The sequence below is a fragment of the Streptomyces sp. NPDC001933 genome (genome assembly GCF_042890955.1).
In the GTDB taxonomy this organism is placed as follows: Bacteria; Actinomycetota; Actinomycetes; order Streptomycetales; family Streptomycetaceae; genus Streptomyces.
Map to the genome: position 1 here is coordinate 10,121 of NZ_JBIASS010000031.1, position 15,171 is coordinate 25,291.

Below are 15,171 nucleotides of genomic sequence, written 5' to 3' on the forward strand. Positions count from 1 at the left end.
TGTTCCATACGAAGCCACGACGAATTGTCAGTGGTGACTCTTACCCTCTGGGTTCATGAAGAACGCGACAAACAACGATGCTCGGTCGGTCGACGAGCTATGGGTGAAGTCTCTGGTGGCACGCTCGGTGCTGCGTGCTGCCAACGCGATGACGGCCCCCGACAAGTCGCCCTCCAACCGTCTCGGGGTCTTGATGGAGTGTCACGGCGAGCTGCTCGCCGCGCGGGGCCCAGGCAGCTACCTGTCCTTTGCCGACTTTCGACGCCAAGTGCGTGGTGACCCTTCCCAGCTCCTGCCCGAAGGCGTCCCTGGGTGGGACGTCGACGAACTATGCGTGGTCGATACCGATGGGCACGTCACCGAGGACGCCTTCGACATCGCCGCGGAGCAGCGCCTGGTGCTCCGCATCCTGCAAAAGGGAGGCCGAGGCGCTGGCCTGCTCAGCGGGCAGGACGTGGACGACGAGGTCGCGCAAGAAACGGCCTTCGCCCAGCTGTGCAAGGCGGGCAATCAGAAAGTTTATGAGAGCGGACGTACCGATCTGATCCGTTACCCGGCGGGCCCGGTGAGCGAGCTGAGCGAGCTGCGGCTGCCTCCGCTGGTCGCGGACCTGTACAAGGACATCCCCTACGCCTCGAGGTACCGGGGCTGGTGGTTCGCGTGCCCCGTGTGCCGGTGGCCGATGCGCATCGCTCTGCGCCGCGAGGCGGGGCAGCCGGTCGGCGTGGTCGACTGCTGGCACGAGCCGCACCAGGAGATGGGCGCCACCTACCGCTTCCGGCCTGTCGAGGGGATCGTGCCGCCCGAACTACTGCCGGGACCGCCCCCGCCACCTCCAGACGACCGGGAAGCAGTGCTCTGGCCTGACCTGGAGTACGTTCCGGAGGCAAAGCCCATTGAGGGACACAAGGCTCTGGTACGGGGCGTGTGGCGGTACACCTGCATCCCCGGGCTGCCGGAGCTGGCACTGCGGGACCGGCTGGTCGAACGCGGCCTCAAGGTGGATCTCTGGCCTGCCCTGGACGCCTACGACCTGTGCGTGCACGTCGGGCGTAAGCGGACGAGGAAGAAGGAGCAACTGCGTGTCGACGTGAAGGACTACACCTCGGGCACCGCGCTTGCGCAGCTGATCCACGCGCAGGAAGGCGACAGCGGGGGAGCGGAGTGGCTGGTCGTTCCAGACCACCGCGCTACTCAGGTGCACCTGCTGTCCGGAGTGGGGAAGAGGTATGGGCTGAACGTAGCAACGGCGTCCGAGTTCGGCGCGATGGTCTGCGAGCGTTCGGGGGTGGCCTGGACGTGAGCGAGCCTGCCGTGGAACAGACGGCGCTGTGCGCCTCCCTCGCACTGGCCGCCCACTACTTCCCCGAGGCGTCTGAGGACAGCGATGCACCCGCTGCCCCCTTCCGGGAGGCGGCCTTCCTGCTGTCCGGGCAATTCCGGGCCTGGGACCGGTGGCCGGAGCTGACGAGCGAAGAACGCCGACGCATCGTCGACGTGTACCGCAACGCCCCCGGCAAGTTCGGCGACCTACGGCACTTCACCCCCGCCGCCCGGGCACTGCTCACGGATCTCGGTGACGAGGACCCTGGTGAGCCCCAGAAGCTGCTCACATTTGAACCGGCGGGCGGAGACCCGCTCACCGCCGAGGCAGCCATCCCGCGGGTCGGCGGCGACCTGCTGGCCTACGTTGACCGACAGATCGCCCGGTACCGGCGGCCCAGCGCGCGGCCGAAGCCCCCCGAGTTCGCCAGCCCCGGATTCTGGAAGACGGGGGAGATCAGCGTTCAGGGCGTCGGCCAGGTTCACGGTCAGCTGACGATCCCCACCTACCCCAGCTTCACCGAGGCATTCGGCCACGACCGCCTGCCGCACATTGCCACTGCGCCCCCGCTGGACAACCCCCGCATCCCTACCGAGGACCTGCTCGAACTGGCTGCGCAGATCGAGAGCGGTGAGCCGGAGGAGAAGCGCTACCTGCACGCGGTCCTCAAGGGTCTGTTCTCTGTCCTGCAGACGTCCGACTCCATCAGCCCACAGGAAGCGTTGCGGATGACGGCCGGCGGGCTAGAAATCTTCCACGCGCCGACGGGCACGGGCAAGAGCGTCTTGGTGCGGGTCCTGGCCGCATGGTTCGCCCAGCAGGGCCACCGGGTGGCCATCGTGCTGCCCGACATCAAGGCGTGCCTGGCCATCACCCGCAAGATCCGGTCCGACCTGCACGTCCTGCAGGGCCTCGGCGTCATCAAGCACGAGACCGGCTGCGCGCACCTGATGTCGTCATCAGGCATGCACGACCGCGCGCACAAGCTGGCCCGCCTCATTGACGAGGACCCGCAGGCACCCGGAGAGTGGGGCGAGAGCGGTGAACGGGACGTGGACCCGCTCTCCTATGGGTGCGCCCAGCGACCACTGCTGGAGTCCAACGCCGAATATCCCCCCGGCCGTGAGCCTTGCTTGTCCTTGTACCGGCAGAACTTGGGTGCGTCCGCCTGCCCCTGGATTCCCACCTGCGGCAAGTTCGCTCCCGTATACGAAGCCTGTTCGGCGCACGTGGTTGTGACAAATCACTTCGCCTTCCTCCAGGGCAACCTGCGCATCGGCGTGAACCTTGACGGGCGCCCCGTCCAGGGGGTGAGCGTTGCCGAATTCGCATTGCGCACCTGCCACGCCGTCCTCGTCGACGAGGTCGACCAGTTCCAGTCGAGGGCGGTGGACCGATGCGCCGGCGAGGTCGTCCTGCACTCGCGCAGGCACTGGACGGCAGCCCCGCAGGAGATGGACACGGACGCGAAGCGGCTGCCGATCTCGGCAGAGGCCAGCCTGCTGCCGTCGGTTGGACAGGTACGGCTGATGGCGGAGTTCCTTCTGCTCGCCGTATGCAAAAACGCGCTGCGTCTGGACGTCAGAGACGACGAGCGCGCGGGGAACCGTGTGCCGGACCGCACGGGGCTGCGCTGGCACCTTGCCCGTGGCTGTGACCGGCAGCTGATCCGTCTGCTCTGGCCGGACCTGGCCACCTCCGGGGAGGAAGACCTTCCAGCTGACCTCGCTCGGCGCCTCCAGGACCTCATGCCTGCCCGCTACCTGCAGTCACGCGCCACGGAGAGCGATCCGACGGAGGTGGGGTGGGACGAGGTGCGCCGCGCTCTGGAGGCGCTGGTGGCCCCGCGCGGCCAACAACTGCTCGACGCCGTGAAGCTCGATCTGCACCAGCTGCTGGAGTCACGGGTTAAGGACCCGTACCAGCGTGCCCAGGCGGTCAACTTGCTCGTTACTCGGGCGACCATGACTGAGCTGGATGAAGCGCTCTCCGAACTGCGTACCTGCGTGCAGCACTACCGCCCCTCCGGGCTTCGCTCCGCGCAGCGGATTGCCGAGACGCTCAGCCCGAGCGCTGTCTCGGCCGTCCTCCCACTTGGCCTCTTGGGGCGCTCGATCACGGGTTACCGGGTAACTGGTCTGGAGAAGCGGGAGAGCGATGCCGAGCTTGTTGCGCAGAGCATCGCGGGCGACCCGCACACCTTCACCGCCGAGCTAGGCGGTCTTGTCTCGCTGTGCCTGGCCGGGGTGGAGCGTCCCGTCATGGGCCTTTCCGCCACGGCGTACTTCCCCCAGGCGGTACGTGAGCACGTCCACGCGCCCGTGCGCTGGTGGATGACCGATGCTCAGGCCCGCTCGATCCGCGCTCGACGCCACCGTATCGAGTACGGCGAGGGACACCCCATGTACGGCGAGCCGATCAAGATTTCGGGCCAGCACCCCAGCCGCAAGAAGGGCGCCTTGATCGAGCTCGGCACGGAGCTGTACGACCAGTACATCCACCGGGAGCTGGAGCGACAGCGTGCCAAGGACAAGGACCGCGCACATGTATTGGTCGTGGCAAACTCGTACCAGCAGTGTGCCTGGCTGGCGCGAGGCATCGCGCAGGCTGGCACCTACCGCGAAGGACTCTGCGTGGCCGTGCGGGACGGCGACCGGCACAGCCCGGACCCCGACCTACCCCGGGAGAACATCGCCACTCGCCTCACGGCCGAGCAGTTCGAGGACTTCCCGCAATATGGCAACGTCCTGGTCGTTCCCTTGGCGCTGATCGCCCGCGGTCTAAACATTGTCGTCGGGATCCGCTCCGCCGTGCGCTCGGTCTACCTCTGTGTCCGCCCCCTGGCGCTGTTCGCCGAACCCGCGGAGATGTACGCCAGCGTCAACGCCGCCGGGCTGCACGCACTCCCAGAGGGCGGCAGCGCCAACCCAGACGACGCGTTGGAGAAGGCACGCACCGCCGCATGGCAGAAGCTCGAACTGATCTTGCGTGCGACGCCTCAGTTCACCTCCATGCCCAAGTCGCTCCAGGAGGAGGTCATTGCGGGTGTCGTCGTCGACCTGATCCAGCTGGCCGGACGGGCCCGCCGAGGCGGTACCGAGGCCGTCCTGCACCTGGTCGACTATGCCTTCCACGAGGACACCTGGAGCTCGGATCTGGAAACCGTCCTGCGCCGCATTCACGAGCAGTGGCCTCCGGTGGTGAAGCGACAGATGAACGACCTGTACGGGGAAGCCCTCAACGCCTTCCTCTCCTACGCGGGCATCGACCCGACCTTCACCCCCTGAAAAGAGGAGAGACGAGTGAACGACCAAAACCTCGAGCCGGGCAAGTACCTGCACACACTGGCCTACCGCGGCACTCCCGCTCTGGTGGGGGACGCCACGGTTCATGTGCGCTGGCTGGACGCGGAGACGGCCAAGCTGTGGGGCACCTTCACCAATCAGTGCAGGAAGCGCTTCGGCAAGGAGGAGGCCCAGGCGCCGTACACCATCGCCACGACCGTGCTCCAGGTGATCACCGGCGGGTATGTGTACTTCGAGCCCAAGGGCGCAGCGCCGTTCCTGGTGTCACGGCAGCCGATCAACAGCGATCTGCTGTGCAAAGCCTTCACCCTGACGTACGGCCTCGCCCTCGGCGAGCAGGTCGAGATGATCGACTTAAGGAAGCAGCCCGAGCTCGCAGCACGGATCGCGAGGGCTCCTGAGCGGGAATTCGCCCTGAAGGAGCACCTGGCAGGGACTAAGGAAACCCAGCCGGATTCCCCGAACTGGCTCTACAAGAGCGTGGGTTGGGGGCTGGCGGAGCGTCTCGCAGCCGTTCCCTTCCAGCTCTCCAACGGTCGAGTGATCGCACTGCGTCCCGATATCACTGGCGGCCTAGTCGCGCTGGACGACCCCTGGGAGAACGAGAGCGGCGGTCGCTACGCCGTGTGCCGCACGGCGGTGCGCCTTAAGACCCTCCCGAATATGCAACACCCTGTGCTGCTCTTGGACGCGCGCGTCTCCCGCATCTCGTCCTCGCTGATCTACAGCTCCACTGCACTTGCCGTCCAGCCCGGTGAGGGACGCCCGATCCTGGAGGTAAAGCTCAACGGGCGGGGCGGAATGAAGACGATCCCCCGGCAGACCCTGCAAGCACTCGGCCGACTGGAGATGGACTACTCGATTCTGCAGTCCATCGCCAAGCGTTCCGAGCGCGAGCAGAAACTGCGCGAGCGGGCCAGGGCCTTCAAGGAGAAGCTGCAGTTCCCCCGCGAACACCCTGGCCAGGTCTGGCCCATCCCCGCAAAGAACTACCAACATCCGATCGGAACCGGCGTCGGCATGCACCACCTACGGCTCCTGCGCGCCCACGCAGACGCCGTCTTCGGTGATGACGCAGAGCGCCTGTCCATGCGCCAGACCGCGATGACGCTGCCGCGACGCCCTACCGACCCTGAGAAAGTCTCGGCCCAGGAGTACAAGCGTCGTAAGGAGGAACGCGAGCGGACCGGCAGCAAGGAGCCACTGCGCGCGCGGGGCAGTCTCTTCCCGTCAGCGGAGTCGCTTTCTGTCTCCGTCGACGAGGCCGGCTTCAAGAAGCTCCGCATCGCATGCCTCTGGTACCGCGACGAGACTCGGCAGCGCATGCTGCAGACGTTTTGTAACGCGTTCGGACTCAGCCCCGTCGGCCTTGACACCAAGGAAGGCGTCGAGATCGACCTCTACCAGGGGCGGATCACAGCTGTCTTCCATTACGTGCCGGACTTCCTGCGGCCAGGTCGCGGGCGGGACCGGGCGGAAGCCTTGGGAGCTGTGAGCGCCTCACTCAGGTCCCGCGACGGAGTTTTGGTCGGTGCTTGGTGCGAGACTGAACTTCCGCACGCTGATGATTTCCCTGGCGTCGAGGCTCGCGACCTGGACGATCTGGACGCAAAACCGCAGACGAAGTCTGTGCTGGCTCGACTCGACGTCCCGTCGCAGTACCTGAAAGGCCGCGGGAAGGAAGGTGTCATTGAGCCCACTGGCGAGGACCACCCAGCACAGATGGCTCTGCTCGACCTGTACCGCTCGCTCGGTGTCACCGACGAACGGATCTCCAATGCCCTTCAGAGCACAAACGGATTCCCCGTCGACCGGCTGGCTCACGTCGGCGTGCACGTGCGACAGCAGAACCGCCGCTTTGGAGAGAAGGGCGAGCCCAAGACCGTCATTACGGCCACCGCGCTGGTTCCGCCACAGTCCTCGCAGGGAGCATGGTCTCTGCTCGGCTGGAGCTCTACCGCCCCGGTATGGCGGCCGTACCGTTCGGCGCAGAACGCCTTCCACACCCAGCCCTATCCCGAACCCTCCGCGGACACGACGAGCTATCGGCAGAAGTGGGACGGCGCCGCCGACATGGTGGAACGCGCCCTTGGCGACCTCGCCGACGAGCTGGACGGCACGCAGTACACAGTCACCGTGGACGCGCAGTCCGCGCGACGGATGTGGGACGGTCTGCAGAATATGCGCCTCGGCGACCAGCCGGGACAGACAGGCGGTGACGGCGTCCGGAGCCGGTACCAGCTTCCCGGGGCGCGGCTCGGCGGGGACGCACCTCTGGCCGTCATCCGTCTCAACACGGAAGATGAGGAGGTTCCCCAGCCTGTCAGCGTCACCCACCTGGGCAAGAAGGACGGCGCCGAACCCGTTGAGAAGGACACCTCGACGCTGCTCTTCGAAGTCGACACGGACTTCGGGACGCCGGCGTGGCTGCTGTGCAACGTGCCGCGTGCTTACGACGGCAGCGGTGCAGGCCGCCTGGGATCCAAGCGAACCCGATGGGAAGCGGAGAAATCCGTGCAGTCAGAGGACCGATCGAAGCGCCGCAAAGGCGAGATGCCGCAGAACTTCTACGCCATGACCGCCACCGAGATCCTCCCCATCGGGGGACCGTCCGACGAGGCACGTGAGGCACTGGCGGCCATGACCGCCCGCCTGTGCCACCAGACCCTCTTCTGGTCCGACCGCGCCCGTTACCCGGTGCCGCTGCATGCGGCACGGCAAATGGACCTCGACCACCCGCAGTACCGGCGTGAGGTGGCTAATGCGGAGCCGGGAAGCGGGGACGGAGGCGAAGAAGCAGAAACAACCGAGTAGAGGAGCCACGCAGCTGGTTTCGCAATCACGGGGCGACGGGATCAGCAGACCTGGCTCAATGGACCCATGGAGATGGGTGAGCACTGGGCCTACCGAGCGAGGCCAAAGGAGCTGGGCGGCCCGGTTCGTCGGGTCGAGGTCGTACGAGTAGGCGGTTGTGGCAGGGCTGACTGGCTCCACGTGCGGTTCCTAGACGGCGACGACGCCGGACTGCAGGAGTGGGTCGACGCGACGTCCCTCGTAGCTCGCTGGGAGGACGTCGAGGCGTTCCGTGCGGACGACGCGAGCGAGCTTGCTCTGGCCGAGGCGTCGCGTCACGCGCGGGAGAGTGCCGACTTCGAGGCTGCACGGTTGATCCTCGGGTTCGTCCGCCCGAAGAGCAAGCTGCGGCTGCGGCGCAGTGTCGCGGACGCAGGGATCCTGGAGATGGGCAGTCTCGACGGCAGCGCTCCCCTTGTCGGCATGGATCCCGCGGAGCTGCGAGGCGATCCGATGGTCTACGAGAACCGCCACGGCAGGTGTCTGGCCGGGTGGCCGATCACCGAGCGCATTGCACGCCTTGTGGCCGGCCGTCTCGCCGAGGACATCCTTCCGGAGGTGGACCGCAGGCAGCAGGCCATCGATCAGGAGCGCACGCAGTCCTCCTGGTACTCCTACAGCCGCCGGGACGACCGCAAGCTGGACGCGGAAGCGGCCGTCCTGCGGACCGTCCGGGAGTGGTGTGGTCAGGACAAGGCCGAGCGCTACGACGAGCTGGTCGCCCTGCGCGAGGAGGTCGCCCGGCTCGGGAAGCTCGTGGAGAAGTCGGTGAAGGCCCTACGTGACCGTGGGCACGGCGTCATCGCCTCCACCATTGAGCGCGACCTTGGGGTCCATATCTCCAGCCTTGGTTCAGACGTTCGTCGCTGAAGCCGCGCCACCGCTCCGGCTCCGGCTTGGGCGGTTCAGCCTCCGCCTTGGGTTCTTCCTGCTTCGGAGGCTTCTCTTTTTCCGGCCGCTGCGGGTGCCAGCCGTCGAGGAAAGGCCGTAGCTGGTCACCCGTGGGTTCCGCGTGGAGGCTGTGGCCAGTCAGGCTCCGGCCGGCCACGGTCGGGTCGAGCCGGTCAGCCTCCACCTTCCCCCACGCTGACCACTTGCGAAGCTGCTCGGCCTCGTGGGCGTCGTCCGAGGTGGAGGCGGCCTCGTCGAGCGAGGCGCAGAAGGCCCGCATCTCTCCTGCGACCCGCCACTGCGCCAGGGCGGTGCCGAACCGGTCGACCCGTACGGCGTCCATCGCCTTGATCGTCGCTACGCTGACCGCAGCTTCCCACTCTCGCCGCGTGCGCTCCTTCTTCTCCGCCTTCCGCCGGCGGTGCTCCTCTTCTTCCTGGGCCTCTCGCAGGCGGCGTTCCTCCTCCTGCCGCTCCCGCTTTTCACGCTGACGCTGTTGTTCCGCCTCCCGCGTCAGCCGGGCCTGCTCCTCTTCCTCCGCGCGGGCCTTCAGCGCTCGGAGGACGGCATCGATCTGGTTCTCCAACGGCTTCTTGGCGGTGTCGGACCATTCCTTCGTCCAGCCGTAGCTGTACCCCGATTGCGGGGCCACCCGCAGCTCCAGCTCGCCGGACGGTTCGAGCCGGTGGGCCGGGGTGACCCGCTGCCATTCGTACGTCCGCCGGCCCGGCTGCGTGGGCACGTACCGGACCTGCTTCTGCCGTTCTTTGAAGCTGATCTCGTACGTCCTGCCGTGGACCGTGAGCAGCGGCCGCACCTGCCTGCGCTTCTTCGACACCGCGATGTCGCCGTGCCGCGCCAGAACCTGCTCGGCGAGGAGCCGAAGGAGGGTAAGCACCCGTGGGAGTACCTCGTCCGAGATTTCGAAGGCGCTGTAGTCCGCGGTGACTGCCGCGATCACGTCCTCGACGTCGGTGATCACACGGCTGCGCGCCAGGCGGATCCGGTTCCACTCGGTGTCGTCCTCGCCCGTCACCCGCAGCAGACCAAGGAAGAAGTCTCCCTTTGCACGCCCGCTGTACTTCAGGTGGAAGCCGTCCGGAGCACACTGCCGAGCGGCGTCGAACGCCCGGCGATAGCGGGCCCGCGCCTCTGCATTTGGATCGGGGATCCGAAGGAATCTGCCAGCCTTCTGCACCTCCGCGATCAAGGCCGTGCCGATTTCCGCCGGTGACTGGCGTGGCGGCTTCGCAGGGCGCGCTGGCGCAGGCTTCGTCTCGGCCGGAGGTTTCGCCCCCTGGCGGGGAGGTGCCGCAGCCTCTGGCTTCGGCTCGACAACTGCTGGCCGTTGCTTGCGTGGGGTCGGTTCAGGCCGGTCCGGGTGGTGACCGTGTTCCAGATAGAAGCGGCCGTCATCGGTGATCTCCGCCTGCCACTTCCCACCGTGCTTGGGCATGGTGACCAGACCCCGGTTTTTGAGGGCATGGGTGGTGATGGCGAGTTCAGGACTGGCAGAGGTTACGGGATCCGTTCCCTCTCCGATGCGGATGAGCAAGGCCAGTTGGCGATCGTTGAGCGGCGACCATCGGTACATGGTGACCGTCGTACCGGTCCCGCCCAGCACCCACAACCAAAATGGTCATGTTCCCGCATTCTGCTGTCTGAGTGTCTCCAGGGCCGAGCTTGCCGTACGAGTCGGCTGGGCCGTGTCCCCGCCGATGCTCTCCCGGCATCCATGAGTCAGGCCCTCCAATGAGACCAGCCATTGGCTGGACTGCGCCCTACTCGGATGCTTCACGTTTCCCGAGACTGCTGCACTGGACGAGGAAGGGGCGCCATGGCAGTGGCACGGAAGCGGCGAGGAGCGGTGGCTCGAAAGCGGCGAGAGAGACGACTTCGGAGCGGAACCATCGCCGGGGTCGTGGGCGGCGTCCTTCTGGTGGCCTTCTGGAGCGTGATCTGGCCTTATCTCGTGGGTGCGCTCCTTCTGGGTGGCGTTGCCGGAGGTGGGTGGTGGCTGTGGAGGACCGATCGGTTCATCAGGGGTGGGGATCGGCTGTGGCGGCATGACGAGGCGGTAGAAGCCGGGCACCGGACGCTTGCCGAGGTCGATGTGATGACAGGGACGGAGTTCGAGGACTTCGTCGTGGAGTTGTGTCGGCGCGATGGGTGTACCGACGTTCGGAGGGTTGGTGGCTCGCACGACAACGGGGCTGACGTGTTGGGGCGTCTTCCCGATGGGCGGAGCATGGTGATCCAGTGCAAGCGGTACGCACCCAAACGCAAGATCCCCAGCCGGGAGGTCCGGGATCTGCTCGGTGCGAAGGTGCACTTCAAGGTCGATGTGGCGATCTTCGTGGCCACCACGTACTTCAGCGGGCCGGCAGAGAAGTTCGCTGCGGAGAACGGCATCCTTGCCGTTCATCGTGATCACTTCGGACTGTGGAACAACGGCGCCTCGTTGCCGTCGCGCGGTGCGGTGAACGGTCTGGGGCAGGGTGACCGTCGGCACAGAGAGCGCTGGAAGGAGACGTATGGGTAGGAGCGTCTTCCGTAGGGCGTAGCAGTCGGGGCACCAGCCGGTTACTGGCCAGGTCGTTGAAGGCCGGGTCCCATGCGTTGGTGGGCGGGCAGGAGACGGACCTCGGCGAACTGCCAGGGGGCCTTTGCCGCGGTGATGAAGGCGGCGGGGCCTTCGTGGAGGTGGGTGAGGACGCCGAGGAGAAGGGTGTGGGAGACGGCCAGGAGGGGGCCGTGACGCCCAGCGGTGTGGTGGAGGAAGGCCGCGCAGTGGCGGGCGCGGGTGTGGAGGCCGGTGAGGCTTTCGCCGCCTTCGCAGCGTAGGGAGGGTATGGCGAGGCGGCGGGCTCGCCAGGCGCGGTAGGCCGGTGGGTAGGTCTCGGCGGTGCGGCCGAGGACGATGCTGGGTGCGCGCCATTCGGCGAGGAGGCCGGAGGTGGCCACGATCGGCAGGCCCGTGAGGTGCGAGGCGAGGGTGGCGGTCTGGCGGGCACGGGGGATCGGGCTGGTGACGATTGCGGTGATGCCCTCGGGGAGGGGGAGGGAGCGGCGTACCTGGTTGCGGCCCTCCTGCGTGAGGGTGGCCTCGTGCGGGGCGTGGTAGCCGGGGCGGTGGCCTTCGTAGGCGCCGTGGCGCATGAGCCAGATGTCAGCCAAGGATCCAGCCTCCGTCGACGCGCAGGGTCTGGCCGGCGAAGAAGCCGGCATCGTCGGTGGCGAGGAAGGCGACGGCCGCGGCGACGTCGCCCGGGCGGCCCCGGCGCTGGACGCACTGGCGCGCGAGCTGTCGGGCGGTCATGGCCTCCGCGTCGTCGACGACGGTGTCCTCAACGGGGACGCGGATGGAACCGGGCGCGACGCAGTTCACGGTGATGCCGGCGGGGCCGAGTTCGCGGGCCAGGGCGCGGGTGAGTCCTTCGAGACCGGCCTTGGCGGTGATGTAGCCGGACAGGTCGTGACGGCCTGCCGTGGCGAGGACCGAGCCGATGGTGATGATCCGGCCCCAGCCGGTGGCCGTCATGGTGGGGGTGAGCTCGTGGGCGAGGAGGTAGTGGCTGGTCAGGTTGGTGGCGAGGGCGTCGTTCCAGTGGGTCGGTGTCGTCTCCGTCCACGGTCGGCGGGGGTAGGCGCCGGCGTTGCTGACCAGGATGTCGATCGGGCCGAGCTGGTCGTGGGCCTGGTGGCAGAGGGCGCGCACGGCCTCGGCGTCGCGGAGGTCGGCCGCCAGGGGGATAGCGGTGCCGCCGCTGTCGGTGATGTGGGTGACGAGCTCGGCTGCGGCCAGGTCGTCGTGGAGGTGGGCAAGGGCGACGGTGGCGCCATCGGAGGCGAGGCGGCGGGCGATGGCCGAGCCGAGGCCGCCGGTGGCTCCGGTGACCAGGGCGGTGCGGCCGTTCAGGGGGTCGGGCATGGCGACTCCAGCGGGCAGAAGTAGATGGTCGGGTCGAAGGTGGGGCTCATGGCCTCGGCGAGCCGGGCGAGGAGGACGAGCCGGTCCTCGGGGGACAGGTCGGCCAGGTTGTAGACGCCGAGAATGCGCATGGCGAGGTAGGGGCGGAGCAGGTCCGAGAGGTCCGAGCCGGGCCAAAGGCGGTCCGCGATCGGGCGTACGAGCTGGTTCCAGTACGCGGTCACTGCTGCTCGCCGGGGAGCCGAGAGGCGCGGGGTGTAGTCGATGTGGATGGTGCTGGTGGTGCGGTCGACGTCCGCTCGTCGGATCTCGGGGGTGTTGGCCGGGACCTGGGCGAAGGTGGCCGGGTGACCGGAGAAGGCCGCCGGGTTGTACGTGGGCACGAGCCAGCCGCCGAGGGCGGAGGCGTACCAGAGAAAGTTGGCGAACTCGCCGGGGATGCTGTTCATCCCGGCGGTGTCGTAGTCGAACCAGGCGAGCGGGTGGGCGAGGTTGACGTCGGTGGGGTCGCCTTGGGTGAGGGCCGCCCAGACCGGCTCGTCTGTGGCGAAGTGGGCGCGTAGCCAGCGGAGGGTGGCGGCCCAGTCCAGGTGGTGCCGACGGCCGTTGATCTTCAGGGTGTAGGTGTTGAGGCGGGAGACCGGGACGTCGATGAGACCGTCGGCGATCAGGAAGTCCTTCCCGGCGTAGTACGTGTCGAGCCGACCGCCGGACGCCGCGCGGTCCCAGTACAGCTTGCGGACGACGTGCGCCAGCTCGGCTGGCCATGCCGTCGCGAGGATGACCTCGCGGTACGCGGCCGTGAGCTCGTCCATGTAGGTGCGGAGGTCGCCGCCTGGCTCGTCCGCATTGAGGAGGTCGAGCAGGAGTCCCTGGCCGGTGCCCCCGGGGAGGCGTTCGTACGCGAGGAGGTGCCCATCCGGCACGCGCAGATGGGCGCGGAGGGCAGGGACGCGATAGTGCCGGGACAGGCGGGCGTGACCGCGGATCTCCTCGCGGGCCTCGACCGCATCGCGGGTGTACTTCAGGAGCAGCGGGCGGCCGAGGAGGTCGACGGACCAGAGCAGGTTGCGGGTGAAGCGCCGTACCGGGCCGATCCGAAGGAGGGGTCGGAAGGTCATCGCCGCACCCCGTCAAGGAGTTCCAGACCGACCTGGGCCAGCGTGGCGGGCGGGAAGGCGTCCATGTGCACGTCCGTGTCCGGGGCGATGGCGTCGCGGACGGGGCAGAGATCGCCCCGGTGCATGCGGTCGGACAGGAAGGTGGCGATGGCGTGGTGGTGCGGCAGACCGGTGCGCCACTTGCTGTGGCTGTGGCGTGCGTACAGGCCGATGACCGGTGGGCTGCCGCTGTCCCGGCCGTGGGCCATCGCGGCGAGGTGGGTGAGGCCGGTGTCGTTGCCGACGATCAGGTGGCAGTGCGGGAAGAGGTCGGCGAGGCCGTTGGCCGGCATGCCGTCGATGCGGAGGGCCTGTACGTGGCGCTGGGGTGCTTCTGCGGTGATGCGGAGGCCGTCGCCCGGGTTGCCGCCGATGAGCAGCAGCCGGGCCTGGGCCTGGTGGGCCTCGGCGATGTGCTCGGCCAGGGTGATGTAGCGCTGGGCGGTGTAGTCCTTGCGCTCCGGCCAGCTGGTGGCGGTGATGGCGGCGATGTTCAAGTCGCCCAGCCAGCCCATCGAGCGTAGTTCTTCCACGAGGTTGTTCGGCCCGGTCGCGAGGGTGGGAGCGAAGGGGGCCGTGGCGGGCAGGCGGATGCCGAGTCGGCGCTCCATCGCCAGGTAGTGGCGGGCGGGCAGGTCCGGGTGGGCGCGGCCGTCGGTCGACCAGCAGGGCGGGGCGGCCGGGTCGAGCACCAGGCTCACCGTTGCCGTCGAACCCTGTGCCTCGACCCCTGCGCGGTCTCCGATCACGGCCCGCCAGCCGCTGGGCACGGTGGTCTGGGGCTGCGTTAGCAGCCCAGTGCGGGTGATCAGCCCCGCGTACGGACCCACTGTCCGGACGGCCACGCGAACCGAGCGCAGCCGCAGCCAGTCGAGGACCGCGCGCACCCCCGACAGCGCGAGGAGGGTGTCGCCGAGCTTCCCCTCGAAAGCCACCACGACCTCACCACACCCGCTCAGGCGGTGGACGAGCTCGGCGGAGGCGGCAAGCGGGAGCGGTGCGCCGATGGGAATGTCGTCCCGGTCGTACCCGAGCGGGGTGGTGTGGACGGCCTCGGCAGGGACGGCCGGGGAACCTGGGTGGAACCGGACCCCTGCCGGGGCGACCGTGGTCACGCCGCGCCCTCGATCGTGGTGAGCGAGATCAGCGGCAGACCGAGGCTGGTGAGCAGGTCGCGGGCTCCGCGGGTGGTGTCCTCCACCAGGCAGGCCGCCGCCAGCGGGACGGCGCTGGCCTCGCGGAGGCGGCGGATGAGGTCGGCCAAGGTCCGGCCGGTGGTGATCTCGTCGTCCACGATGACGATCCGCTGGCCGGGGGCGATGCCGTACGCGAAGACGTCGGTGCGCATCGCGTGGGGCTCGCTGAAGCGGACCGCGCCGTCGAGCGGGAGGTGGAGCTTCCAGGCGATCTTGTACGGGAGGTGGGCGGCGCCGGCGAGGGAGACGGTCGGCAGGATGCCGCCGGCGTCCAGGCCGAGGAGGAAGTCCACGGAGCCGAGTCCGTCCGGCGTCTGCTCCTGGAGCAGGCGCCACAGGTCGGCTCCGGTGTGGGCGAGGGTATCGGGGTGGACCGGGTTCTCCAGGCCGTCGAGGGAGTGGATGACGCGCTCGCGGCGGCTCGTGGCTCCGACGCTGAGGCGTTCGACGATCCGGGCGGAGAAGGAGGGCACGGCGATGGTTTCGGGCATGGCGAAGCTCCAGTCGGATG

At 68.3% G+C, this 15,171-nt stretch carries 11 protein-coding genes; 5 read left to right on the plus strand and 6 right to left on the minus strand.

The features are described 5' to 3' along the window. Positions 1 to 55: 55 nt before the first annotated feature. The 4 genes from ACFYY7_RS39940 (at position 56) to ACFYY7_RS39955 (ending at position 8,352) form a co-directional block, all read left to right on the plus strand. A complete protein-coding gene (locus tag ACFYY7_RS39940; RefSeq protein WP_388669620.1) occupies positions 56 to 1,303 on the plus strand; it encodes a hypothetical protein in 1,248 nt (415 codons plus the stop codon). Next, positions 1,300 to 4,611 (plus strand): hypothetical protein, encoded by a 3,312-nt coding sequence (locus tag ACFYY7_RS39945; RefSeq protein ID WP_388669623.1) that lies wholly within the window; start codon positions 1,300 to 1,302, stop codon positions 4,609 to 4,611. Before ACFYY7_RS39940 ends, ACFYY7_RS39945 begins: the two co-directional genes overlap by 4 nt. Positions 4,612 to 4,626: 15 nt before the next feature. Further along, entirely contained in the window at positions 4,627 to 7,443 is a 2,817-nt protein-coding gene (locus ACFYY7_RS39950; protein WP_388669626.1) for an RNaseH domain-containing protein, read from the plus strand. A 66-nt stretch (positions 7,444 to 7,509) separates the two neighbouring features. Next, positions 7,510 to 8,352, plus strand: coding sequence for a PE-PGRS family protein (locus ACFYY7_RS39955; RefSeq protein WP_388669629.1), 843 nt, complete (start codon positions 7,510 to 7,512; stop codon positions 8,350 to 8,352). On the opposite strand, the gene ACFYY7_RS39960 is transcribed toward ACFYY7_RS39955, so the two are convergent. Further along, positions 8,282 to 9,997, minus strand: coding sequence for a PE-PGRS family protein (locus ACFYY7_RS39960; RefSeq protein ID WP_388669632.1), 1,716 nt, complete (start codon positions 9,995 to 9,997; stop codon positions 8,282 to 8,284). The genes ACFYY7_RS39955 and ACFYY7_RS39960 overlap by 71 nt on opposite strands. 213 nt (positions 9,998 to 10,210) lie before the next feature. Here ACFYY7_RS39960 and ACFYY7_RS39965 point away from each other — a divergent pair, with 213 nt between their 5' ends. Continuing rightward, positions 10,211 to 10,915: a restriction endonuclease gene (locus ACFYY7_RS39965; protein WP_388669635.1), complete on the plus strand. Its 705-nt coding sequence runs from the start codon at positions 10,211 to 10,213 to the stop codon at positions 10,913 to 10,915. A 41-nt stretch (positions 10,916 to 10,956) separates the two neighbouring features. Here ACFYY7_RS39965 and ACFYY7_RS39970 read toward each other — a convergent pair whose 3' ends face one another. The 5 genes from ACFYY7_RS39970 to ACFYY7_RS39990 are packed head-to-tail and all read right to left on the minus strand — an operon-like array spanning position 10,957 to position 15,151. Beyond that, positions 10,957 to 11,550, minus strand: coding sequence for a histidine phosphatase family protein (locus ACFYY7_RS39970; RefSeq protein WP_388669638.1), 594 nt, complete (start codon positions 11,548 to 11,550; stop codon positions 10,957 to 10,959). Then, on the minus strand, positions 11,543 to 12,304 hold the full coding sequence (locus ACFYY7_RS39975) for an SDR family NAD(P)-dependent oxidoreductase (RefSeq protein ID WP_388669641.1): 762 nt from the start codon (positions 12,302 to 12,304) through the stop codon (positions 11,543 to 11,545). The genes ACFYY7_RS39970 and ACFYY7_RS39975 overlap by 8 nt, the downstream gene beginning before the upstream one ends. Continuing rightward, entirely contained in the window at positions 12,289 to 13,425 is a 1,137-nt protein-coding gene (locus ACFYY7_RS39980) for a hypothetical protein (RefSeq protein WP_388669644.1), read from the minus strand. Before ACFYY7_RS39980 ends, ACFYY7_RS39975 begins: the two co-directional genes overlap by 16 nt. Then, positions 13,422 to 14,579 (minus strand): glycosyltransferase family 9 protein, encoded by a 1,158-nt coding sequence (locus tag ACFYY7_RS39985; RefSeq protein WP_388669647.1) that lies wholly within the window; start codon positions 14,577 to 14,579, stop codon positions 13,422 to 13,424. Before ACFYY7_RS39985 ends, ACFYY7_RS39980 begins: the two co-directional genes overlap by 4 nt. Further along, a complete protein-coding gene (locus tag ACFYY7_RS39990) occupies positions 14,576 to 15,151 on the minus strand; it encodes a phosphoribosyltransferase domain-containing protein (protein WP_388669650.1) in 576 nt (191 codons plus the stop codon). Before ACFYY7_RS39990 ends, ACFYY7_RS39985 begins: the two co-directional genes overlap by 4 nt. Between the last annotated feature and the right edge of the window lie 20 nt (positions 15,152 to 15,171).

Excerpts from the sequence above, each read along its gene's own strand:
- ACFYY7_RS39975 (WP_388669641.1), bottom strand. The coding sequence starts at position 12,304 with ATGCCCGACCCCCTGAACGGCCGCACCGCCCTGGTCACCGGAGCCACC.
- ACFYY7_RS39940 (WP_388669620.1), top strand. The coding sequence starts at position 56 with ATGAAGAACGCGACAAACAACGATGCTCGGTCGGTCGACGAGCTATGG.
- ACFYY7_RS39955 (WP_388669629.1), top strand. The coding sequence starts at position 7,510 with ATGGAGATGGGTGAGCACTGGGCCTACCGAGCGAGGCCAAAGGAGCTG.
- ACFYY7_RS39990 (WP_388669650.1), bottom strand. The coding sequence starts at position 15,151 with ATGCCCGAAACCATCGCCGTGCCCTCCTTCTCCGCCCGGATCGTCGAA.
- ACFYY7_RS39965 (WP_388669635.1), top strand. The coding sequence starts at position 10,211 with ATGGCAGTGGCACGGAAGCGGCGAGGAGCGGTGGCTCGAAAGCGGCGA.
- ACFYY7_RS39980 (WP_388669644.1), bottom strand. The coding sequence starts at position 13,425 with ATGACCTTCCGACCCCTCCTTCGGATCGGCCCGGTACGGCGCTTCACC.